The sequence below is a fragment of the Polynucleobacter corsicus genome, assembly GCF_018688255.1.
Lineage (GTDB): Bacteria > Pseudomonadota > Gammaproteobacteria > Burkholderiales > Burkholderiaceae > Polynucleobacter > Polynucleobacter corsicus.
This window is the reverse complement of sequence record NZ_CP061314.1, coordinates 293,315-314,381: the sequence shown is the minus strand read 5'-3', so window position 1 is coordinate 314,381 and position 21,067 is coordinate 293,315. Positions and strand designations below refer to the sequence as shown.

Here is a 21,067-nt window from a genome sequence, read left to right as displayed (position 1 = left end):
ACTATGAACCAGAAAATCATTTATTTCCCGAAAGATGGTCAGCCCACCATCATCGCCAATGAATGGCAGGTCTGGGATGGGGAGCGTGATGAAGGTGGCATTCCAGATCTAGAGCACGGATTGCACAAGGTGTTGGTGCCATTTCATTGGTGGATTACGCACTATAAAAATGCTGACATTATTGAACGCGCTAATAGAGGTGAGATTGGGGTTTGGTTTGCTGCTGATGATGACATCCTCAAACATGCAGACCTCATTGAAGAAGGTAAAAAACTCTGGCCAGTAGTTGGCGCGCACTTTCCCATCTTTAGAGATGGTAGAAGTTTTAGTACTGCAACCCTTCTCAGAGATCGCTTTGAGTGGCAAGGCGAAGTTCGTGCGATTGGCGATGTCTTAATTGATCAACTCTTACAAGGCGCACGAGTCGGCTTTGATGCTTTTGAACTACGTCCCGATCAAAACCTTGATGTCGCTCTAAAGCAATTTGATCTCTTTTCAGTAGTTACACAAAACAGTTGGCGCGATCAACGCGCCACTACTGCAGCCTAACCACACTAAGCAGATATTGATCATGACATCTACCACCCTCGGTAAAGTGTATTTAGTTGGCGCAGGTCCCGGTGCCGCTGATCTCATTACCGTACGCGGAGCAAATCTATTGGCAAAGGCAGACATTGTTTTTCATGATGCTTTGGTTGATCCAGCCATGCTGGAGCTCTGCCCGCAAGCCATTAAAGAGCCTGTTGGTAAGCGTTGCGGAAAATTATCTTCCGCACAGCACTTTATTAACAAACGATTAGTTGACGCAGCGCAGAAACATCAAATCATCGTTCGACTTAAAGGCGGTGATCCCATGATGTTTGGTCGCGCCGATGAAGAAATTCAAGCACTCAAAAAGCACAATATTGAAGTTGAAGTTGTACCGGGTATTACTGCTGCCTTAGCTGGTGCTGCAGCCATTCAGCAATCCCTGACATTGCGGGGCGTGAGCAGAAGTGTGGCTTTTGTGACTTTGGCGCAAGCCAATGAAACAGAAAGTCCAACACAAGACAATATGAGTAAGCCCCTACAAAACCCCAATGCAGATACGCTCGTGTATTACATGGGACGCAAAGATGCTAGCAATATCGCCAAACAACTTATTGCCAGTAACTCGCAACAGACTGCAGATACTCCAGTACATATTCTGGAGGCAGTGAGCACTAAGAATGAGCGCCACTGGTCAAGCACGCTTGGTGAATTAGCAGCTGGCAAGGCAAATGACTGGTTTGATAGTAAATCACCAGCACTGATTATGGTTGGCGAAGCCTTAAGAGAAAAACAGGCTTCTCCAATGGTCGACTTACAGAGCCCTAGCGCTAAATTCGATGATAGCTTGCAAAACAACTTCATCCTCTCCGACAGCCGGCGTAGCGCTTAATTGAATATTGGGAAATTTTTCCCGACAAGCTGACAGCAGAACGGGGAAGTCATTACGCAAATGACCGCCTTGCCCAAAAAAGACGGGCACTACGACTACCTCCATAGCGCCAGCAGTTATATGAGAACCAATCGCCTCCTCCAGACTTGGCTGCATCAATTCCAAAAAGGCCAATTCCACCAACACATTGGGATGCTGAGCTTTCCAAAGAGAGGCTAGGCGATCAAAGGGCTCACGCCAACGGACATCACGAGCGCCATGGCCAAATAAAACGATTGCCTTCGCTTTCGCATTCATAATCATATCTATGTAAACCTTTTAAACTAGGATTATTAATTACATAATCTTAGCCTGAATTGCAGTGCCTTACTGAGAGGTACCTTGCTGAGATCTACCTATCGGTCCATATGACACATCTTCTTAGCCAAACTTGGTTCATCGCTCTGATGAGCATCATCCTGATTGGAGCAGTCCTTTCTGCTGTTCATCATGCCGAGGTAATTGCACATAAAACGGGTGAGCCTTACGGCACATTAGTATTGTCGATCAGCGTTACCGTGATTGAAGTATCACTGATCATCGCCATGATGCTTGCTGGCCATGAGGGATCAGAATACATTGCTCGCGATGCAGTATTTGCCACCGTCATGATCGTCATCAATGGTGTGGTGGGTTTATGTATTTTTATGGGCGGCCTAAAACATCACGAGATGTCTTTTCGTAATGAGGGTACGAATTCAGCATTAGGGGTACTCACGGCAATGGCCACCTTTATTTTGGTGATGCCGATAGTCACTACCAGCACCCCCGGACCTGACTTTACAAAGAGCCAACTGGCTTTTGCAGGGATAGCATGCTTTGCCCTGTATGGCGCTTTTTTATTCTTCCAAACAGTTAGTCATCGCGACTATTACCTACCTCAGGCAGAGAATAAGAAAGTAGACAGCAGTACTCATGCTGAGAAACCAACTAATCTCAAGACAGGGATTAGCGCACTACTATTAATAATCTCTCTTGCAGTGGTTGTAGGACTAGCTGAAGCACTCAATCCAGCAATTGAAGCCGGAGTAAAAGCAGCAGGCGCTCCCAAAACAGTGGTCGGTATCGCCATTGCGATGTTGGTACTCTTGCCAGAAGCGTATGCAGCAGTGAGAGCCGCAAGAGCCAATCGATTACAAAGCAGCTTGAATTTGGCACTGGGATCCGCTCTAGCTAGTATTGGACTCACCATTCCAACCGTAGCAGCAATCGCTATTTTCTTTAATCTGCCACTCAGCTTAGGCATCAGCTCACTCAATATGACCCTAATGTACCTATCCTTGTTTATTGGGGCACTAACATTAGCTATTGGGAGAACTACGCTATTGCAAGGCGTTGTTCACCTGATTATCTTCTTTGAGTTCTTGTTTTTGAGTTTGGTGCCCTAGAGACCCAAAAGACCACATGAAAAGATTAAAAATGGAGATCTCAGCACCAAATCTTGTGAAATAGTATTTTTAGAATTTATAATCAAAAGATGTCCGGTTTACTAGCAGCCTTTTTCTCCTCATTTATTACAACCCTACTCATCATTCGGTTTAAGCATTTACATAGCCATTTATCTGCCGATTCTGATTTAACGGGTCCGCAAAAATTTCATACCAAGATTGTTCCTCGAATTGGTGGCATTGCAATTGCGGCAGGATTGCTTCTAGCCATTCTTTTAAGGCTGAAAAATGTCCCCAATTCCACCATTGAAGTTACGCTGCTGATCTGCGCTATTCCTACTTTTGCCATTGGCCTCATTGAGGATCTCACCAAAAAGATCAGTGTTCGCAAGCGTTTATTTTTTACGATGATCTCAGCAGCACTTTTTGTTTATTTACTGCAAGCTCAGATTGTTAGGCTTGATATTCCAGGAGTTGATTTCATACTCACCATTCCACTGGTGGGTGCAATTTTTACAATCTTTGCCATGATGGGGCTAGCTAACGCATACAACATTATTGATGGCTTTAATGGCCTGGCTAGTATGGTTGGCATCATCACCTTACTAGGCATTGCATATGTAGGATTCTTGTTTGCAGACCCCACAATTATTTACCCATCCTTAGTGATGGCGGGTGCAATCTTAGGATTTTTTATCTGGAACTATCCTCGTGGATTGATCTTCTTAGGTGATGGCGGAGCTTATCTTATTGGCTTTTGGATTGCAGCCCTGAGCATTCTTCTTGTCTTTAGACATCAAGAGGTCTCGCCTTGGTTTGCCCTACTCATCAATGCTTACCCCATTATGGAAACGCTTTTTACTATCTACAGACGTAGGATACACCAAGGGAAAAGTCCAGGGCAACCGGATGGCATTCATTTCCATACCCTGATTTACCGTCGCATTCTGATGAATAACCATCAAGATAAAAACTGGTTTTCAGCCAATTCGAAAACAGCTCCTTATTTATGGATTTTGGCTGGTATGAGTGTTGCTCCTGCGATTCTATGGTGGAAATCTACCCTCATCCTCATCACAGCATGCCTCATCTTCATCATTTCTTATGTCTGGATTTACACCAGCATTGTCAAATTCAGAACGCCGAAGTGGTTGCGTCTGGAGCAATGAACTAAAACACCTAGCGGTAAAGCCCTACTTAAAGAAGCGCAAGACGCTCAGTATTTGCCAAATCAATAGCAACACAATCATTACGGCAAGCACTCTTAAACTCAATTCAATTCGATACGAAAGAGTCGAGCTCTTTTGTGAATGTATTCGATGTGCAGCATGCAATCTCCAGATGATGAATTGGCAAATGCTAGCTTGCATTACAAAAAAGAGTGGGGTCTGAAATTACTGATTACATCAAGCTCATTGAAGTAATTTGACGTAGGAAAGAGTTTGCTAGTGCACCGTAGCGGGCCTGAATGAGTTTCTTAACTATTCTTTCTTCCCACCAGTAAAGGTAGAGTTGGATATAACTGTATTCCCACCTCTTCCTAATGGACCGCCATCACCCCCACTTACTCGAATGTCATGTCCTGGACCAGCTTCAACCTGCACATTATGAAGATACAAGTCGCCTCCGTTGTTATCGCCAGCCTTAAAATGCAAATGAGCTTTTTCTTCATATAAAGGGGCTAGTGCGCTGATGATCTCATCAGGAGAGGCATTAAAAGGAAGATTTTGAATGACTGCCTGCACATCAGGACTCTTAAATTCCGCTTGATTTGTCAGAAAGTAATCTCTCACCTTAATTCCTAGGTCAGTCAAATCTAACGCTAACTTTAGACTCTCTATAACTTGCAACCAATCCATAATTTTCTTTCCAAATTATCAATAAAAACATGAGTGCAAATTACTAAGCCATTTCAGAAGAAATTAGCCTAAAGTCGCAATCATCTCTATTTTTGGCGCAACTGTCCTAACCAACTTCTCTACACCATGGCCAGGATTAGACCTCTTTTGCGAAACAAGCAAACCTAACTTCTCCAAGAGCCCAATATCTTTGGTAATGGCAGAGCGTTCACGATGCAACTTGACCGTTAGTTGGGTAATCGTTTTAGGCTCATCCATTACCTCCAACATCAGACGCCTACGCGCTTCTGAGAGGACCATAAACATCTCTTGAGGATCTTCAAATGAGAAAGTGGCTGACTTCTTAAATGATTCACCACGATCTCCTTTTTGCGCTGCTTTGCGCGCTCGATCGAAAAAGCCCTCGACCTTATCGGTGCGAATAATTACTTTAGTCATTTTTTCACCTTTTTTAATCCTTTAACGATTTCCTGCCACTCTTCTTGAAACTGCTCTAGCGTTTGCTCATAGCTCACAAACTCGACAGGGGCTACTTTCCCCATATAGTGCCTGTGGTGATAGTCATGTGCATTATCAAACCCCAACACCCGCCCGTTATCTTTTTGACAAATCAGTGGATTGATGTAAGCCAAGTTGTATCGTGTTACTACCGTTTTGCCATTTTGAACGAAACCCCAAACTTCAAAACTTAAAATGCCACCGCCCTTGTTTGCCTTTAACTTAAACGTCTCCCTCTCCAACTGGGATTCGATCTTGGGCTTGGATTTTTTAGTCATTACAAACAGTTTATCAGATATGCCTTGCAATTGCATACCTGAATTTATGAAGGGTGATACATGGTGTTAGCAGGCTTATCGCCTTCTGAGCTATATATCATATAGAGCCATGGCAAAGTGAATTTCCGAGAATTTGCTTTAGAGCGCCCAGGATCAAGAAATGATTTGGGTCAATTTTGCGATTTCAGAACAAAACATGCGTTTCAAAAATCATTTTTGCTTTTTTTAAAAAATTGAAAAGTTTTGAATGTATTTTCTGAATTCAGAAGCAAATCGAGATCACGTCAATTTTTAAAGAGAGTGTGGACACGCTCTCTTTGCTTTTGGAGAAGCTTTGTGAACTCAATCGAAAAGAGTATGGATACGCTGCCAAAAAAACCCAACATGCAGCTCTCGCCACCAGTCTATTGAACTCGAAATCATCAAGACATCAGACAAGCGCCACATTAAGATGCGTCCTTAGGACGCATCTTAATGTGGCGCTGATATGAACTCATAGGGGCAAGATTAAAGAAGTGTTCAGGGGGTTCGCTCAGGCCCTATTGCAATTGCAACAGTAACTAGCTTAGTAACGCTGAATTTGCACGCTAACATTGTCGATGTTAGCGTGATATTAATCATATTAACTAATTGATTTTATTGGTATTTATTATAAATATCCGTAACAATGCGGTGATTAGCCCCATTTAATCCGCAATAAATGCGGAGAATAATAGACTTTGCGGTGAATACACCCTATAATCTCCGCATGGATAGCGGAGATAAGAACTACATTTGGCAAGATTCTCAATGGCCTCATTGGGAATACGACCTCAAGCATCTCACTGGTTTGTTGACTCAGGTGTACCAAGCTCAAGGACGCCTATTGGGGCGCTTACATCATGTGGGCATTCACCTGCGCGATCAAGAGTCCTTGCGCGTACTCACCGAAGATGTACTCAAAACCAGCGAGATTGAAGGTGAAAAGCTCGATCCAAACTCGGTCCGCTCATCCATTGCAAAACGGCTGGGTATCGAAATCGGAGCCTTAGCTCCGGCAGATCGTCATATCGATGGTGTGGTTGATATGGTGCTCGACGCTACCCAACACCATCAGAACAATTTAACGCAAGAACGACTCTTCGCCTGGCATGCCGCCCTCTTTCCTACGGGCTATAGCGGCTTATCCAAAATATTGGTTGGCACTTGGCGCGATGATGCCCTAGGACCCATGCAGGTTGTTTCGGGCCCCGTGAGTCGCCAAAAGGATCACTTTGAGGCGCCGCCAGCACCATTCTTGCCACCAGAAATGGCGCAGTTTTTACTCTGGTTCAATGTAGATCAGCAAGATGATCCAATTATTAAGGCAGGCTTAGCTCACCTCTGGTTTGTAACGCTACACCCTTTTGACGATGGCAATGGTCGGATAGCAAGGGCAATTGGCGACATGGCATTAGCTCGAGCAGATGGATCATCGCAGCGTTTTTATAGTCTATCAGCGCAAATTGGACGCGATCGTAAAAATTACTATGATCTTCTTGAGAAAACCCAGAAGGGGACGCTGGATGTGACGCAGTGGCTTAGCTGGTTTTTAAGTAGCTTGCTATCTGCTATCCAAGTTGCGGAAGCGGCGCTCTCAACCACTCTAGTCAAAACTAATTTTTGGCAACACTGGTCTGGAACGCCGATGAACGAGCGACAAATCAAGTTACTTAATAAATTGCTTGATGGGTTTGATGGAAAACTCACCAGCAGTAAATGGGCCATCATTGCTAAGTGCTCCCCAGATACTGCTTTACGAGATATCACCGATTTAGTAGAACGTGGCGCTTTGGTGAAATCAGATTCCGGGGGACGGAGTACTAACTATAAAATACGTCGCCCTTAATCGCGCATAGACCCCTTCACAAAGCTACATTGCATAAGCTCATATGACAATTGTTCTATATCCAATATCCTGACCTGTCTGGTTTTATCGGACCAATTTCATCTAGAAACTCTGGCTCCCGTTATTAATTCCTTTTGCCATCCAGCGACAAACTCTGTTGGGGTTTGATAATCCAAACTTGAGTGTGGCCTGATTAAATTGTAGTGCCTACGCCATTGCTCAATAATTACCTTGGCATGCACTCTACTATGAAACCAGTTCATGGCTAAGCACTCGTCTCTAAACTTACCATTAAAGCTCTCATTAGTGCCATTTTGCCAAGGTTTACCTGGCTCGATATGTAAGTTGTGCAAACCTCGCTCTACCGCCCATTCCAATAAGATGGTACTCACAAACTCTGGACTGTTGTCACTGCGTAGAACCTTGGGGTAACCACGCTCTGCAATGACTTCCTCTAAAACCTGCACCACTCGTTTGCCTTTAATTGAGCCGGCCACATCAATGTGCAGGCTCTCTTTGGTGAACTCGTCAATTAAGGTTAAGCACTTGAGCTTTTGCCCGTTGGCACAAGCATCAAAGACAAAGTCGTAAGCCCAAACTTCATTAGGCCCAGTTGCTACATACGGTTGTCGATTTTGACTACGGTAACGCTTGCGCGTCCTTTTGGCGGGCACCTGTAGGCCAGCTCCAGCCCAGATGCGCGCCGTCCGATCGCGACCTAGAACAAGACCATCCCGTCTTAAAAAGATCCGAATCCGTCTGGCGCCATAGCGAGGATATTGCTCGGAATACTGGCGCATGGCAACTATTATCGGCCGATCTTTAACCGGCATCTTGCATTGGTAATCTAAGCCAGATCTAGCAACACTTAGCAGCGTACAAGCACGTCTTTGGGAGATGCCTCGCCCAACTGCATAGCGGGCCTGCTCCAGTCGATCTTGCACGCTCACCACTTTTTTACGGCAATCTCCTTCATCACTTCAATCTCGAGATCGCGCTCTGCCAAGATCTTCTTTAAACGGCCGTTCTCTTGCTCGAGTTGCTTTAAGCGTTTGACATCGTCTGTACCTAGATCGCCAAACTTCTTACGCCAGCTGTAAATCGAGGGTTCGCTGACCCCGTGGCGCTTGGCAACCTCTGCTATTGGCGAACGATCTGCCTCTTGCAATATCCGAACAATCTGTTCGTCTGAAAACCGTGCTCTCTTCATACCTGCTCCTTAGGTTGAAGGAGTCATTATCTCTAAAAGCTTTTGGTCTGAAAATCCCAGGACAGGTCATCTTGATTAAATTATTTTGGCAACCCGTAAGTTACAAGTCTGCCAGCAGGGTCTGCGCAAGAGTGTAATCACTAGGAATGCCAATATCGATAAATAAGCCCTCAGTTACAAAGACATCCACTTCGGTTTGGACAACTAGATTAGACAGGAACTCAGACTCTAGTGAGAACATCTCATTCAAGCGAAAACAATCCAATTGCCTCCGATCAAAAACATAACACCCCGCATTGATCAATCCGGGACCGCCCACACCTTTTTCAGTAAAGCCTGCAACATAATTATCTTGAGTCAGTAGACGCCCATAACGTGCTGTGTCTGAGACTTGACGACCAACAATGATGGGGTGACCATTATTTTGCCAAAGCCGTTCAATTTCTCCCACCTCCAAATCAAGAAAGGTGTCCCCATTGAATGTAAACACGTGACTCTCTTCACAGATTGAGAGACCTAACCGAACAGCTCCACCGGTGCCCAGTGGGGTATCTTCAACAACATAAGCCAAATCCATCCCCGCAAATCTATCGCCAAAATAATCAGAAATCTTAGTTGCCATAAAGCCCAAAGATAGAATTACGCGGGTGAATCCTTTGTGCGAAAGGGACTGCAACAAAATCTCAAGAAATGGCCTGCCTGCAATGGGGGCCATAGGTTTCGGCAGATCAGGCACCATCTCGCGCAAGCGCGTTCCAAAGCCTCCTGCGAGAATGATTGCCTCCATCAGGAGTGCGCGTTAAAAATGGTACTCTCAACCAGGCCACATAAAATATGGCCTAAGACTAAGTGACCTTCCTGAATCTTAGGTGTATCAGCGCTCGGAACCTCCAGTAAAAAGTCGCATAAACTTTTCATCGGCCCGCCACGATTGCCGCTAAATCCAATACAGAGCATGCCCTTCTCGCGGGCCTCCTCAAATGCCAGAAGTACATTCGGGGATTTTCCAGAAGTTGAGTAACCAATAAACACATCACCTCTTTGACCTAGAGCCTGAATTTGACGAGCAAATAGCTTTTCATAGCCATAATCATTACCAATTGCAGTCAAAATAGAAGTATCCGTTGTTAAAGCAATCGCCGGTAGCCCTGGGCGATCAAAGGCAAATCGACTAACAAATTCTCCAGCAATATGCTGAGCATCTGCGGCACTGCCTCCATTACCTGCAAGCAAAATTTTGCCCTTCTCGCGAATACATCTTATGCAAGCAAAAGCAACTTGCTCCACTGTATTCAGCAAGGACTTATCCATTAACATTGCGCCCATAATGCGTTGCGTTTCATTAATTTGCTCGTTAACATAGCCGTACATCATTAGCCCTTCATCATTACGTCATAGATATATATTCGATTGTTTAAATTCGCCATGCTTGAGTCCCATACGGAGTAAAGTGGCAATTACTCACTTCACCCTCGAAATGCTTTAAGGCACGAACAACACTCATCCGCTTTTCTGTTGGTACAAAAAAGAGCATAAATCCTCCACCACCAGCGCCAGAAACTTTTCCAGCCAAGGCCCCCGAAACGATAGCAGTGTCATAAATTTTATCAATGTGTGAGTTTGATACCGTCTTAGCAGAACGCTTTTTACTATCCCACCCTGAGCGCATTGATTCCACTAGACCATAAAAGTCCCCGCGTAGTAAGCACTCCTTCATAACCAATGCCTCGCGCTTTATCCCATGCATGGCTTCTAGAGCATCAACAGAACCCCCTTTTAGGTTGCCACTTTGATCCGCAATAATTCTGGCAGACTCACGAGATATACCAGTAAAAAACAGCACCAATGAAGCTTCGAGTTCACAGATAATCCAATTCTTAATTCGTAACGGATTTATTACAGCGCGCTCATCAGCATAAAACTCCATGAAGTTGAAGCCTCCAAAAGTAGCTGAATACTGGTCTTGTCGACCACCCTGCAAACCACAATCTAATCGCTCAATTTTGTAGGCCAAATGGGCAATCGCATAATCGTCTAGCGGCACATTGAGCAGTTCAGCAAAAGCACGAATCATCACCACAACTAGAGTCGAGGATGAACCCAAACCCGATCCAACAGGAGCATCGCAAAAAGTACTTAACTCCATTTGAATGGGCTTGTCACCATTGAAGTGCTTCACCATATATTTGTAAACTGCCTTGTGCAAATCAAGCTTACCATTTAAGGCGATAGTACATGCAATAGGCATCACCTCCTCGGCCTGTTGATCTGTTGCCACAAAACGAACGATGGGCTCGTCCAAAGTCTCAATAACAGCATAGGCATAGCGATCTATCGTAGCATTCAGTACATACCCCCCATATGCATCACAATAAGGAGATACATCCGTGCCCCCACCCGCCAAACCAAGACGAAGGGGTGCACGAGCTCGAATTAACGTCATATAGTCTTCAATTCCAAAAAATATAAAAAGGATTTATCTATTAAGTGGAATTTTTCCTTTAGAAATTTCACTCCTCCAATGATTTAAAAGGTCGCTAAACATATCTCTAGCAGCTATCTCAGGCTTCCAATTAATAGCTGACTTAATTTTTGAATTATCAAACATTTGATAGTCCGCATCAATAGGGCGCAGCCTCTCTTCATCAGTGACAACTTTTATATCTTTTCGAGTACTCATGCTAATAAGTAACTCAATAACCTCTGGTAACTTAAAGACTTCCTCACCGGCAATATTGAAATAGTCGCCGCACTTAATTGTCCCGGCCTCGCTTGCCTCAAGCAATAAAAAATATGCCCTTACTGCATCCCTTGCGTCCTGAAAGGTTCGTGTACTTGATAAATTGCCAACCCTAATTACCGGCTCTTGGTGTCCAGCTTCAATTAATGCAATTTGCTTAGCAACGGTGCTCTCAAAAAAAACATCGCTGCGGCGAGGCCCAGAATGAGTTCCCATTCTCGTTACAAAAGTTTTTATTCCATAAGCCTCACCGTAAAACTGTCCTAAATAATCAGTTCCAATCTTGCTAATGCTGTATGGACTTGCCCCGTGGAAAGCCGTATTCTCGGCCAATGGGGTGCCTGGCTTTGCTCTGCCATAAACCTCACTTGAAGAGCAAATATGCACCACCGGATCAAAGCCATCCGACTCTTTTAACTGCCGAATACTCTCAAGAAGATTAGCAGTGCCAATGATGTTAGTTTGCAATGTCTCAATCGGTATATTGAATGATGTCTTGGGGTACGATTGAGCAGCCAAATGAGAAATATAACGAGGTCTCACTTCCTGCAAGATTCGGGATATAGATGCATAGTCATTCAAATCTCCGTACTGAAGACTTATTCTGTCTTTACTATTAATCCGAGCCGTCAAATGATATAGGTTGTCGATTGGCTCCTGCCAACGCATAACACCCACCACCTCAAGCGCAGTATGCTGCAAAACATAATCTGCCAATTGAGAGCCCACTTGACCTGTTATTCCGGTAATTAATATTTTATTAAGCATCATGCATCCAACTTAGATTTAAAACTTTGTTCATTAAATTCAACACGCACGGCATCCGTTAATGTGTGAGGGGGTCTACCTAAAAGCAAGGGCAAGTAGTCTGAGGACATAGCAATAGTTCGAGGCCTATTTTTAAAAAATTCTGGGGCTGGTTCGATCACCTCATAAAGCAAATTAGCGAGCGCACCATTCTTAATTTGTTGGGCAAAATCAACCCTTGAAAGTACCTCAGGACCCCCAAAATTAATAATGCGTTGCGGGTAATCACCCCAAAATCGAGCGAGAGCAATTGCGCCATCCACAACATCATCGCGATGAATAATTGAACGATAAAATGGATGGAAAATTTCCGCCACAACACCCTGTTGATGGCAACCTGTTAAATATTTTGTAAATTTATCATCTCGAGAGAAGACATAAGAAAGTCTAATGGCTTTAAAAAGCGGCTCATCTTGAAACTGATTTTCAACTTCAGCCTTCATTTGCGCATATCCACCTGACGGATTAATACTTGCAGTCTCATTAAAAATACATTGGCGCTCACCATAAACGGTATCACTCGAAAAAAATATCACTCTCGCGCCGCGCTCAATGACTTTCGAAATAAACCTGATAGTCCCAGAAACATTAACGCTCCAAGCATATTCGCTCTTATGTTCGCATATATCCGGAGAAGAAATTGCGGCCGCTAAAAAAATTGTATCGTCCGATGAAATTTTTTCATAATCAAAACCCAATGGATCATTAATCTTTAGATACAATAATCCCATTGAATTTATAGATGAAGTTGTTCCAAAGGAGGAAAAAAAATTAGACGACTTATCGAGCAGTTGACTTCCAATGTACCCTGAAGCGCCAACAACAAAGGCTTTAGACTTTTTGGTATTCACACTATCAATAGCGCTCTTTTTAAGTAATTTATTAATTTAATCTATCCCAAATAATGGATGCATCAAAGACTGTGAAAAATCATTCACCCCATTCAAATCCTTAAACCTTGAGGCGAGAGATCCTACCTACTACTGCGCATTATTACCATCAATGCACTATTTTTTATGTATTTAAGCTAAAGCACTTAAAAACTCTACTCATTTTATTTTACAAACAAATCTAACAAGTAAACTTTATGAGCCTTTGTAAGAAGCAATTCTTACAAAAATCAGTGTAGGACCCACTACTGACTGGAGCGAATATCCTAGATTGGTCATAAGATTCACTAGCGGTGAATTATCTCGGTAATAAGAAATGCGATCCCATTGAGAAACTTCATTAGGAACATGATCTTCGGCTGCCACTATGTCTGGCCTTAATAACTGAAGGTTAATGTCTTCGAGAATTTTAAAATCTGCACCCTCAATATCAATACTGAGAACTCTCCAAGCCGCCTTAAACCATCCGCCATCACTTGAAACAAGCCCCCCTAAGTCGCGCGCCTTAAGTGCGCTGACCTTGATAATTCGTTGATTTTTCAAAAGGTGAGAGCTGTCCTTTGTGGGCTCAACTCCATAGCCGCTAACATGATCCATTCCTGTGCCATATTTACCCGCAATAACAAATTCAACATCTTCACCCTGATAATCGTTAGGCACTACTGCAGTATTAAGAAAAATATCCTTTGGTCTAATTCTCTTCCAAAGTTTAGCCTTAGCATTACCAACATCGACCACATAACCCAAGGCGCGACCATAGAATCTATAGGTGTTGCTGAGAGCAATCGGGTGATGGCACCCGATATCAAGGTACGCCCCAGGAGCCTTATTATCAAGTCCCAAATAATAAATGTGGTGTTCGATTACAGCATCTTCACCAATCGAGCCAAAAATAAATGGTGGCAGGGCTGAGCCATAGCATCTTACCCAGCCAAACGAATGATGAAACATATGTAAAAAACGCTTGATTTTACTTTTGAGCAGAAGAAACTGATTCATATATTTTAATTTAGTAGAATTAAGAAAGAATTGAAGAAAGTCGACTTTACAAGAATAGAATCATCAAAGTATCAATTTATGGCTGAGAGCTTAACTTCATAAAATGAAAAAAATTATATACATAACAACAATATCAAATACGTTACCTTGGCATCTTAAAAATATTATTGAAAATGCTGTAAAAGACTTTGAAATTTACGTTATTGGTGATGATGTAAAAAAATATAGCCTTTTATTTCCACGTATTAAAATGATTAACTTAAAAATAGAAAGAAAGCCAAAGATATTCTCAGATTTTAAAGCGCTCTTTAAACTAATAGTTTATTTTTTAAAAATAAAGCCTGACATATCTCATTCAATTATGCCAAAGTCAGGGCTGCTGGCTTCAATAGCAGCAAGACTGACACTGACTCCAATTAGATTGCATACCTTTACAGGTCAGGTATGGTCGAATTATGATGGCAACAAGAGGAAATTTTATAAACTAATTGATTTAATAATAATTAAATTAAATACATTATGCTTAACTGATAGCCCCTCGCAGTCAAACTATCTCTTTTTAAATAATATTGGATATAAAAAAGGGCCTTTACCAGTTATAGGAAAAGGGTCACTGTCAGGAGTTGATGTAAAAAAATATAATATTAAATCACTATCAAATAATTCCCTCAAGCTTAAAGAGAAACTTGCCATAGATGAAGACGATTTTATTTTTGCTTATATAGCAAGAAAAACAATAGATAAGGGCGCTATTGACATGATAGATTCCTTTCAACAATTAAGGAAAAAACATCCTAAATTAAAGCTATTATTCGTGGGTCCAAGCGAAGATAAGGCAGTAATAGATTATTTGGATAGCAATAAATCATTATTAATAAATGTAATTACCTTAGAAGCAGTCTCTAATCATTTCGAATATTTAAATATTTCAGATGTATTATGTTTACCGAGCTACAGAGAGGGATTTGGGACAATAGTAATTGATGCTGCTGCACTAGGAAAACCTGCTATCGGATACAAAATACCTGGGTTAATTGACTCTATTGTTCATAATAAAACCGGAATTCTCGTTTCAGAGAAACATACTAATTTATTCTCAAGCGCAATGGAGAAGCTATATTTAGACAATAATTTAAGGGAACAATTTGGCAAAAATGCCTTAGCAAGAGTAAATGAATTCTATTCCTCAGAATCAATATATGCTGGTCTAAAAATAATATATAACGGTAATTATCCAGATTAAAATAAATCTGAAATTCTATCGGTCAGTTTATACTCAGGCTTAAAATTTAAAATTTTTTCAATCTTATCAGTGCTATAAAAATTTTTTGAAGTCAATGATCGAATTCTAGATCTAGTCAATGGTAACCTTAAGAAGGGCTCTATAATCTTTGTTGCCAACAATAAAATGGTGCGATTAATATGAAGACTAGGACTTCGAATCCCACTCAATCTAGCAATTGAGGTAATTAAATCTTGTTGAGAGCAGTCATTAGATAAATTAAATATTTGATTCTTGGCCGCCTCATTAAATAAGCATTTAATTATTGCATTACAAACGTCATCAACATGAATGTAATTAAGTATCCCATTTCCATCACCAATATAAAAAAAATATTTAGACTTAACAACTTTAATTAATTGCCTTAAGGAGTTATTGGGCATACTTGTACCAAATACAGCGGAAGGTCTTAATAATGTATATGTAATATAACTAGATAATCCAGCTTCCATTATAAGTTCATCCGCCAAAGTCTTTGTCCTTTCATACATATTATCTGGTGAATGCGGAGAGGACTCAGTTATTCTCCTAATCGAATTGTCACCCTCATTACCCATCCCATAAGCGCCCACGCTGCTTAGTTGAATCCAGTGTATTTTGGTTCCATAACAAATAAAATGCTTCCTAGCTAAATTTAATAATTTTCTTGTTGACTCTACATTAATATCAAACATGAGTTCTTGATTTTTTATTTCAGCGGCACAGTTAATAAAAATATCACAATTATTTAACAAAGGAGGAAGGGTTCCTTTATGAAGTAAATCCCCATATATATATTCTATATTCGGGTCTAAGGATTTTAATTGTTTATTTCGAACTAAGGCCTTTATTTTTACGCCATGTTTTACTAGATGTTCAGCGAGCCTTTTCCCAATAAATCCATTAATACCAGTCATTGATATATTCATATATCTAACAAATTCTTTTACCTAGAAGATTATTATAATAATCAATTTTTCCTTGTGTATACCAAAGTGGTAATTTAAATGGGAATCCAATACTAGATATAATGGCATATATAGTATTTATAATATACCATATTAGAAATAAGGAAAAAGATTTATAAACATGGCGATAAAAAAATAAGCCATTTCTTAACATATAGTATCTAGCATTATCAAGGAACACAGATTTTTCACCGTCATGATTTATACGGACTGAATCCGATACACCGATCTTACAACCAAGTTTATTGATTTCATAGAAAAATTGAGTTTCTTCCCAATATAAAAAATATTCTTCGAAAAATTTAGTATTCATTCTTAGCAAATACTCAATACGAAAACCAAAAAAACATCCGTGAACTATTTCAGTCGGCCCATATTTTGGCTTCAAACCGAAAATTTTTCTGAACCTAAATGGAATTAGCGGCGTAAATACTGTTATCTTAGAAACTATAAAATTTCCATTTTGATACATAGGAAAACCTACAGCATCATACATATTGTAAGCAAATGTTGACGCATTCTTTTTAACAACTATATCTGCATTTGAAAAAAAAGCATAATCATAACCAAGATAATCGGATTTCATCAAGCTTATGCATGAATTTATTGCCGCACCAAATCCCTCATTTTTTTTGCAGAGAACCTCAAAAGTAATATTTACTTTAGAAAAATTTATTTTCCAATTTTCAATATCTTGACTAGTAGGTATATCTCCATTATTGTAGATTACGCAATGAGTTACATTAATTATATTTAAGTCTGAAGATTGTAAAAGTGATGATATTTGCTTGTTAGAATTATAATTAATGATAAATAATATATTTTTTTTCATATAAAAATTACATTTTATTCATACTATAATACGTATTTAAATAGTGATTGATTCTACTATAAAAATTATCTTTTTCAGATAAAATATCAGCAATCCTGGCTGAATGGATTGTTTTGTTATTTAATTTCAATCCCTTCTTTATTCTTGACTCAAAATTAATTACATTATAAAAATTTAATCTAAAAATTATTGGGCACGGGAAATCACTTCCATTCACAGCAGCCCCCCGTAAAAATTGAAATGACGGTATACCAGATAATATAGCTTCACGGGGCAATCTGTCCTTACCGGGCTGGCCTCCAAAATCAACATAACAATCAGCCGAAGATAAAAAATCAAGAATATTTTCTGGATTTACATTTATAATAGGAATAAAGGTAATATTTTTTGAGAAAAATTTTGCAAGTTTATGCAATATTTTCCCTTTTGAAGGATTAAACGCTACCCTTAGATTTACACTATCTAAATTACTATACTTTCTAAGTCTATTCAAAGGTTTGTTATATTTTTCTTTATCTATAAAATCTCCAATGTACAGATAAGGAATATTAGCATCTAGGTTTGATAAAAAATTATTAGAATAAGCACTTTGGGAGAAAATAAACTCAATCCTGTCACGAACTATTGTCCATCTATTAGCATATGAATTGTTAAAATTCTTAATGCAGTTCTTTAAAATTCTAAATGTCCCCTCAAGTCTTGATGCAGATGTTCCAAAGATAATGCAATTGTCAACTGACTGCATATATACCCATATTTTATTATCTTTAGATATATTTTTTATATCATTAAATGATGATTCAGTTAAGATAAAAATTTTATTTTTTAATTGAGAAATGTCATCAGTAACTATATATTTTGATTTTTCGCTTAGATATTTTTTATGCCAGTCCTCAAAATATTTATATGCGTCAATACTGTCGTACCATATTATTATATTATTGCCACAGGCCAAAAGACATTCCGCAAGCTGGAGAGTGGCCATAGGCCCACCAGTTTTTTTCATCCCATTACATCTTAAAATAAAATTATTTTCGTACATTTTTTGCCTATTTATTTCTCTTATTTTTTATTGATTTTGCAAAATAATAAAGGATTGGCGGCATCCACTGATTTAAGGAAAAATACCTTTCTTTTAAATTTTGCTTCAGTGATTTAATCTTTATTAATGCATTATCATCAGGTTTCGCTTTAAATATAGTTGAGACATTATGCGCCTCTCCATAGATGGATGGAGAGCCTGTATAATAATACAAAGCAATAGATTTTCTAGTTACACCATCTGGCACCAAGAGCTCATTTGGATGACCATGATAAGCATCTTCTTCAGTATTAAAAATCACGCATCGATTGAATATTGGCTCTATGGAGTCAATCATCTCACTCATATCCGGACTCCATAACTCTAGATTTCCGCTCCAACTACTTTCCCACTCTTTATTGAGATAAATCAGCACATTAACTCTACGATGGGCTCGCAACTTAGGATGTATTCTAAAATCAGCATGTATACCTAATTTACCCCCCTTTTTGGTTTCATGAAAGCCACCGCCGCCAAACGAATGGTCACCAAAAAGGCCATTAATTCCAGTGAGCGATTCTAGAAACTGTATGAAAGGTTTTGAGTTAAAGAACAGAAAAAAAATTAAAGCTTCGGTACTACAGTCATAAGGGGAGATTTGCCTTTTATTTCTTTCAAAGCTATTTTCTTTAAATAACAAATCATTTGTTAATGGTTCAAGTGGGAAGTTATCGAGGATCTTTTCTGCAACATGAAATGGCAAAAAATTATCTATGACTATATGTCCAAAATATGGGGCACTTTTATATTTTAAGCTATGCTCATTACCATAAGAAATTGCATCTTTCTCAGCCAACCGCATACCTTCTTCGATATTCATCATTATTTCCTCAATTTTTTAATGCTTTAATTTAAATTTTAAACAATAGAATAAAAAAACTGCAATTGAAATTTCTGGAACTGAAATCATTAATAATATGTTGTTAGAATATAATAGGGATATATAAAATGATATTATTGCTATAATAGATGCGAAAAACATTATCCTATAGTTATTATTAACCATAAATATTTGAACACCAATTAAATTCGATATATACATTGAAGAAACTGCAACAGGAATTATTTCAATAAGATTATTATCAAATATATTTGAATTTATTCCAATATAATTAAATATTAATTTTCCAAGTATCACAAATAAAATACCTATAATAAACCCTCCGGCTAAGTAAATTATAAAATATTTTATTAAATTACTTATTTTGATTGTTTCAATTTTTAAAGAAATCTTTGAGATAGCATCCATCGTCTTTGATTGAAATACATTAACTGTAGCCCCAAGACCTCTTATGATTCTGTCATACAAAAAATATAACGAAATTCCCTCTTCACCTTTAATATTAATGTATGCAAACCCACCTAATGAGGTGTAAAAATGAATTGGTAAAGTTATGGAAAATGATTTGCAGCACTCTAAAAATTCGTGCAATACATTTATATTATTAGTAGATTTATTATTAATAATGTCATTCTTAATATAAATTAGATGGTATATTATCGAAGCCAAATAATTTGAAGAAGTTGCCAAACATATTAATATTGGCAAATTCGAAAATGCACTTCTACTATTAACAATAATAAAAATACTAATGGTTATTTTAATTAATCCGCCAAGAAAAATTACTATTTGAAATTTATTAGCATTGGATATACGCCCCTGTGGGAGAAAATAAGCAAATATTGATCCCAATAAGAAGTGACTAACCTCTAATTTTTCTACGAAAAAAATTGATACAGCGCTAATAATTAATGTTAAAGCTAAACGTGGAATCCAGTATCCATTATTCACATTATCTATATTTTCTCTAAATTTTCTTTGAAAAAAAATTAATGAGTTTGGGTCTCCACAATACAATCCGAGTGTGTATGAAATAACACATAAAAATATATTATCTGAAGCGCTGTTATTTTGCTCCACCAGTATTGATGACAACATAAATGCTGCCATTGAGCCGATTACTGAAAAATACTTCAAGATTGAATATGAAATCAATCTAATATAATATTCTTTCAAAGTTTAAATTTTTCTTTTAAAGTTATATGCCATAGTTTCCAATATTAATGGTAATATAGATATATATCTAACAGCACTTCCAGCATTTGTGACCAGTAATATACTTAAAGGAGTAATTGCTATTAAAAAAAGTGCAATTGTATTAATTTTAAGATATCTATAATGGAAATTTTTTATAAATAGATATATAGTCATTATAGATATAAATTCAATAAATACATACCATATAAAATATATTGAACTTGTACCACCTAAAAATAACATCCAAATAGGCATTAAACAACGGAAGAAGATTGTAGCCACAAGCAAAGCTATGCTTGTCTGATTTCTAGCATCCTCTATGAATCCCCAATCAGTTGACCCTGCATTCAACGCTCCCTCATAGTAGCCAATTGAATAACCATTTATATACTCTATAGCCTGTGTATTGAATAATAAATAAACTAGGGCTATGAGGATGAAGGATAAATATATATATATTAATTTAATAGGTTTTTTGCTTCTTCTTATCATCATCAATACCAAGAATATTGGCGCAAAAAAAGGTCTCACTAAAAATAAAATTGATATCACTAACGTAGCACGGTACTTAAATCCCCCCATTAAAAGCGAGATAAACACCAAAAACGATAAAAATACCAAGCTCTCTTTTGATGGTATCAGTAGAAATGGCCCTAGAATTATCAATAAATAACAACTTATTACACTTAAATTACGCTGTAATTTTATTGCGACCCCAATAAAAAATGCCCCCCATAAAATACATATAGCGTCTAAATTTTCAGTTACATAAAAAAATGGGTAGACTGCAATCTTCATTAGCCCAGTTCTAGCGGACTCCCCAGAATCGTAGAGATAGTACTCTAGGTCAGCATGATGATTTGTAGCGATAATAAAAATTGATGTACATAAA

23 protein-coding genes are annotated in these 21,067 nt (G+C 38.9%); 6 read left to right on the top strand and 17 right to left on the bottom strand.

The features are described from left to right. The first annotated feature begins 3 nt into the window (after positions 1-3). The gene (locus C2747_RS01760) at positions 4-549 is read left to right on the top strand and encodes a DUF934 domain-containing protein (RefSeq protein WP_215331997.1); all 546 of its coding nucleotides are present in this window, start codon (positions 4-6) and stop codon (positions 547-549) included. A 22-nt stretch (positions 550-571) separates the two neighbouring features. Continuing rightward, positions 572-1,420: a uroporphyrinogen-III C-methyltransferase gene (cobA, locus tag C2747_RS01755; protein WP_215331996.1), complete on the top strand. Its 849-nt coding sequence runs from the start codon at positions 572-574 to the stop codon at positions 1,418-1,420. Here cobA and C2747_RS01750 read toward each other — a convergent pair. Then, positions 1,343-1,717 (bottom strand): sirohydrochlorin chelatase, encoded by a 375-nt coding sequence (locus tag C2747_RS01750; protein ID WP_215331995.1) that lies wholly within the window; start codon positions 1,715-1,717, stop codon positions 1,343-1,345. The genes cobA and C2747_RS01750 overlap by 78 nt on opposite strands. 110 nt (positions 1,718-1,827) lie before the next feature. Between C2747_RS01750 and C2747_RS01745 the strand changes: the two genes are divergently transcribed. Both C2747_RS01745 and C2747_RS01740 read left to right on the top strand, forming a co-directional pair. Then, entirely contained in the window at positions 1,828-2,847 is a 1,020-nt protein-coding gene (locus tag C2747_RS01745; RefSeq protein WP_215331994.1) for a calcium:cation antiporter, read from the top strand. An 89-nt stretch (positions 2,848-2,936) separates the two neighbouring features. After that, on the top strand, positions 2,937-4,016 hold the full coding sequence (locus tag C2747_RS01740) for an MraY family glycosyltransferase (protein ID WP_215331993.1): 1,080 nt from the start codon (positions 2,937-2,939) through the stop codon (positions 4,014-4,016). 312 nt (positions 4,017-4,328) lie between these two features. Here C2747_RS01740 and C2747_RS01735 read toward each other — a convergent pair whose 3' ends face one another. The 3 genes from C2747_RS01735 to C2747_RS01725 form a co-directional block, all read right to left on the bottom strand. Continuing rightward, the gene (locus C2747_RS01735; protein ID WP_215331992.1) at positions 4,329-4,706 is read right to left on the bottom strand and encodes a hypothetical protein; all 378 of its coding nucleotides are present in this window, start codon (positions 4,704-4,706) and stop codon (positions 4,329-4,331) included. Positions 4,707-4,769: 63 nt separating this feature from the next. After that, a complete protein-coding gene (locus tag C2747_RS01730) occupies positions 4,770-5,144 on the bottom strand; it encodes an HVO_A0114 family putative DNA-binding protein (RefSeq protein WP_215331991.1) in 375 nt (124 codons plus the stop codon). Further along, the gene (locus tag C2747_RS01725) at positions 5,141-5,518 is read right to left on the bottom strand and encodes a toxin-antitoxin system TumE family protein (protein WP_251374791.1); all 378 of its coding nucleotides are present in this window, start codon (positions 5,516-5,518) and stop codon (positions 5,141-5,143) included. Before C2747_RS01725 ends, C2747_RS01730 begins: the two co-directional genes overlap by 4 nt. A gap of 712 nt (positions 5,519-6,230) precedes the next feature. Between C2747_RS01725 and C2747_RS01720 the strand changes: the two genes are divergently transcribed. Further along, positions 6,231-7,349, top strand: coding sequence for a Fic family protein (locus C2747_RS01720; RefSeq protein WP_215331990.1), 1,119 nt, complete (start codon positions 6,231-6,233; stop codon positions 7,347-7,349). A gap of 98 nt (positions 7,350-7,447) precedes the next feature. Here C2747_RS01720 and C2747_RS01715 read toward each other — a convergent pair. The 7 genes from C2747_RS01715 to C2747_RS01685 form a co-directional block, all read right to left on the bottom strand. Continuing rightward, a protein-coding gene (locus C2747_RS01715) for an IS3 family transposase (protein WP_433915500.1) occupies positions 7,448-8,559 on the bottom strand; the annotation gives its coding sequence in 2 pieces (ribosomal slippage) (positions 7,448-8,310 and positions 8,310-8,559; 1,113 coding nt in all). Between the two features lie 100 nt (positions 8,560-8,659). Next, a complete protein-coding gene (locus C2747_RS01710) occupies positions 8,660-9,346 on the bottom strand; it encodes a nucleotidyltransferase family protein (protein ID WP_251374790.1) in 687 nt (228 codons plus the stop codon). Further along, the gene (locus tag C2747_RS01705) at positions 9,346-9,930 is read right to left on the bottom strand and encodes a D-sedoheptulose 7-phosphate isomerase (protein ID WP_215333028.1); all 585 of its coding nucleotides are present in this window, start codon (positions 9,928-9,930) and stop codon (positions 9,346-9,348) included. Before C2747_RS01705 ends, C2747_RS01710 begins: the two co-directional genes overlap by 1 nt. A gap of 43 nt (positions 9,931-9,973) precedes the next feature. Further along, positions 9,974-11,002 (bottom strand): GHMP family kinase ATP-binding protein, encoded by a 1,029-nt coding sequence (locus C2747_RS01700; RefSeq protein ID WP_215331988.1) that lies wholly within the window; start codon positions 11,000-11,002, stop codon positions 9,974-9,976. Positions 11,003-11,035: 33 nt separating this feature from the next. Continuing rightward, positions 11,036-12,070: a GDP-mannose 4,6-dehydratase gene (locus C2747_RS01695; RefSeq protein ID WP_285896674.1), complete on the bottom strand. Its 1,035-nt coding sequence runs from the start codon at positions 12,068-12,070 to the stop codon at positions 11,036-11,038. After that, positions 12,067-12,957, bottom strand: a complete 891-nt coding sequence (locus C2747_RS01690; RefSeq protein WP_215331987.1) for an NAD-dependent epimerase/dehydratase family protein — start codon at positions 12,955-12,957, stop codon at positions 12,067-12,069. The genes C2747_RS01695 and C2747_RS01690 overlap by 4 nt, the downstream gene beginning before the upstream one ends. 234 nt (positions 12,958-13,191) lie before the next feature. Then, complete coding sequence (locus tag C2747_RS01685) at positions 13,192-13,995, bottom strand: FkbM family methyltransferase (RefSeq protein ID WP_215331986.1); 804 nt, start codon at positions 13,993-13,995, stop codon at positions 13,192-13,194. Positions 13,996-14,098: 103 nt separating this feature from the next. Here C2747_RS01685 and C2747_RS01680 point away from each other — a divergent pair, with 103 nt between their 5' ends. Continuing rightward, positions 14,099-15,238, top strand: a complete 1,140-nt coding sequence (locus tag C2747_RS01680; protein WP_215331985.1) for a glycosyltransferase — start codon at positions 14,099-14,101, stop codon at positions 15,236-15,238. Here C2747_RS01680 and C2747_RS01675 read toward each other — a convergent pair. The 6 genes from C2747_RS01675 to C2747_RS01650 are packed head-to-tail and all read right to left on the bottom strand — an operon-like array spanning position 15,235 to position 20,973. Further along, positions 15,235-16,173, bottom strand: a complete 939-nt coding sequence (locus C2747_RS01675; protein ID WP_215331984.1) for an NAD-dependent epimerase/dehydratase family protein — start codon at positions 16,171-16,173, stop codon at positions 15,235-15,237. The two genes, C2747_RS01680 and C2747_RS01675, sit on opposite strands and share 4 nt — an antisense overlap. Before the next feature lie 16 nt (positions 16,174-16,189). Continuing rightward, positions 16,190-17,056, bottom strand: coding sequence for a glycosyltransferase family 2 protein (locus C2747_RS01670; protein WP_215331983.1), 867 nt, complete (start codon positions 17,054-17,056; stop codon positions 16,190-16,192). A gap of 7 nt (positions 17,057-17,063) precedes the next feature. Beyond that, a complete protein-coding gene (locus C2747_RS01665) occupies positions 17,064-18,098 on the bottom strand; it encodes a hypothetical protein (RefSeq protein ID WP_215331982.1) in 1,035 nt (344 codons plus the stop codon). Between the two features lie 7 nt (positions 18,099-18,105). Continuing rightward, on the bottom strand, positions 18,106-18,957 hold the full coding sequence (locus C2747_RS01660) for a 2OG-Fe(II) oxygenase (RefSeq protein ID WP_215331981.1): 852 nt from the start codon (positions 18,955-18,957) through the stop codon (positions 18,106-18,108). Between the two features lie 18 nt (positions 18,958-18,975). Continuing rightward, entirely contained in the window at positions 18,976-20,154 is a 1,179-nt protein-coding gene (locus C2747_RS01655; protein ID WP_215331980.1) for a hypothetical protein, read from the bottom strand. 3 nt (positions 20,155-20,157) lie between these two features. Continuing rightward, positions 20,158-20,973, bottom strand: coding sequence for a hypothetical protein (locus tag C2747_RS01650; protein WP_215331979.1), 816 nt, complete (start codon positions 20,971-20,973; stop codon positions 20,158-20,160). Positions 20,974-21,067: the final 94 nt, after the last annotated feature.

What these genes read in the sequence shown, in the direction of transcription:
- C2747_RS01760 (WP_215331997.1), top strand. Translation starts at nt 4, where the DNA reads ATGAACCAGAAAATCATTTATTTCCCGAAAGATGGTCAGCCCACCATC.
- cobA (WP_215331996.1), top strand. Translation starts at nt 572, where the DNA reads ATGACATCTACCACCCTCGGTAAAGTGTATTTAGTTGGCGCAGGTCCC.
- C2747_RS01750 (WP_215331995.1), bottom strand. Translation starts at nt 1,717, where the DNA reads ATGAATGCGAAAGCGAAGGCAATCGTTTTATTTGGCCATGGCGCTCGT.
- C2747_RS01745 (WP_215331994.1), top strand. Translation starts at nt 1,828, where the DNA reads ATGACACATCTTCTTAGCCAAACTTGGTTCATCGCTCTGATGAGCATC.
- C2747_RS01740 (WP_215331993.1), top strand. Translation starts at nt 2,937, where the DNA reads ATGTCCGGTTTACTAGCAGCCTTTTTCTCCTCATTTATTACAACCCTA.
- C2747_RS01735 (WP_215331992.1), bottom strand. Translation starts at nt 4,706, where the DNA reads ATGGATTGGTTGCAAGTTATAGAGAGTCTAAAGTTAGCGTTAGATTTG.
- C2747_RS01730 (WP_215331991.1), bottom strand. Translation starts at nt 5,144, where the DNA reads ATGACTAAAGTAATTATTCGCACCGATAAGGTCGAGGGCTTTTTCGAT.
- C2747_RS01725 (WP_251374791.1), bottom strand. Translation starts at nt 5,518, where the DNA reads ATGCAATTGCAAGGCATATCTGATAAACTGTTTGTAATGACTAAAAAA.
- C2747_RS01720 (WP_215331990.1), top strand. Translation starts at nt 6,231, where the DNA reads ATGGATAGCGGAGATAAGAACTACATTTGGCAAGATTCTCAATGGCCT.
- C2747_RS01710 (WP_251374790.1), bottom strand. Translation starts at nt 9,346, where the DNA reads ATGGAGGCAATCATTCTCGCAGGAGGCTTTGGAACGCGCTTGCGCGAG.
- C2747_RS01705 (WP_215333028.1), bottom strand. Translation starts at nt 9,930, where the DNA reads ATGTACGGCTATGTTAACGAGCAAATTAATGAAACGCAACGCATTATG.
- C2747_RS01700 (WP_215331988.1), bottom strand. Translation starts at nt 11,002, where the DNA reads ATGACGTTAATTCGAGCTCGTGCACCCCTTCGTCTTGGTTTGGCGGGT.
- C2747_RS01695 (WP_285896674.1), bottom strand. Translation starts at nt 12,070, where the DNA reads ATGATGCTTAATAAAATATTAATTACCGGAATAACAGGTCAAGTGGGC.
- C2747_RS01685 (WP_215331986.1), bottom strand. Translation starts at nt 13,995, where the DNA reads ATGAATCAGTTTCTTCTGCTCAAAAGTAAAATCAAGCGTTTTTTACAT.
- C2747_RS01680 (WP_215331985.1), top strand. Translation starts at nt 14,099, where the DNA reads ATGAAAAAAATTATATACATAACAACAATATCAAATACGTTACCTTGG.
- C2747_RS01675 (WP_215331984.1), bottom strand. Translation starts at nt 16,173, where the DNA reads ATGACTGGTATTAATGGATTTATTGGGAAAAGGCTCGCTGAACATCTA.
- C2747_RS01670 (WP_215331983.1), bottom strand. Translation starts at nt 17,056, where the DNA reads ATGAAAAAAAATATATTATTTATCATTAATTATAATTCTAACAAGCAA.
- C2747_RS01665 (WP_215331982.1), bottom strand. Translation starts at nt 18,098, where the DNA reads ATGTACGAAAATAATTTTATTTTAAGATGTAATGGGATGAAAAAAACT.
- C2747_RS01660 (WP_215331981.1), bottom strand. Translation starts at nt 18,957, where the DNA reads ATGAATATCGAAGAAGGTATGCGGTTGGCTGAGAAAGATGCAATTTCT.
- C2747_RS01650 (WP_215331979.1), bottom strand. Translation starts at nt 20,973, where the DNA reads ATGAAGATTGCAGTCTACCCATTTTTTTATGTAACTGAAAATTTAGAC.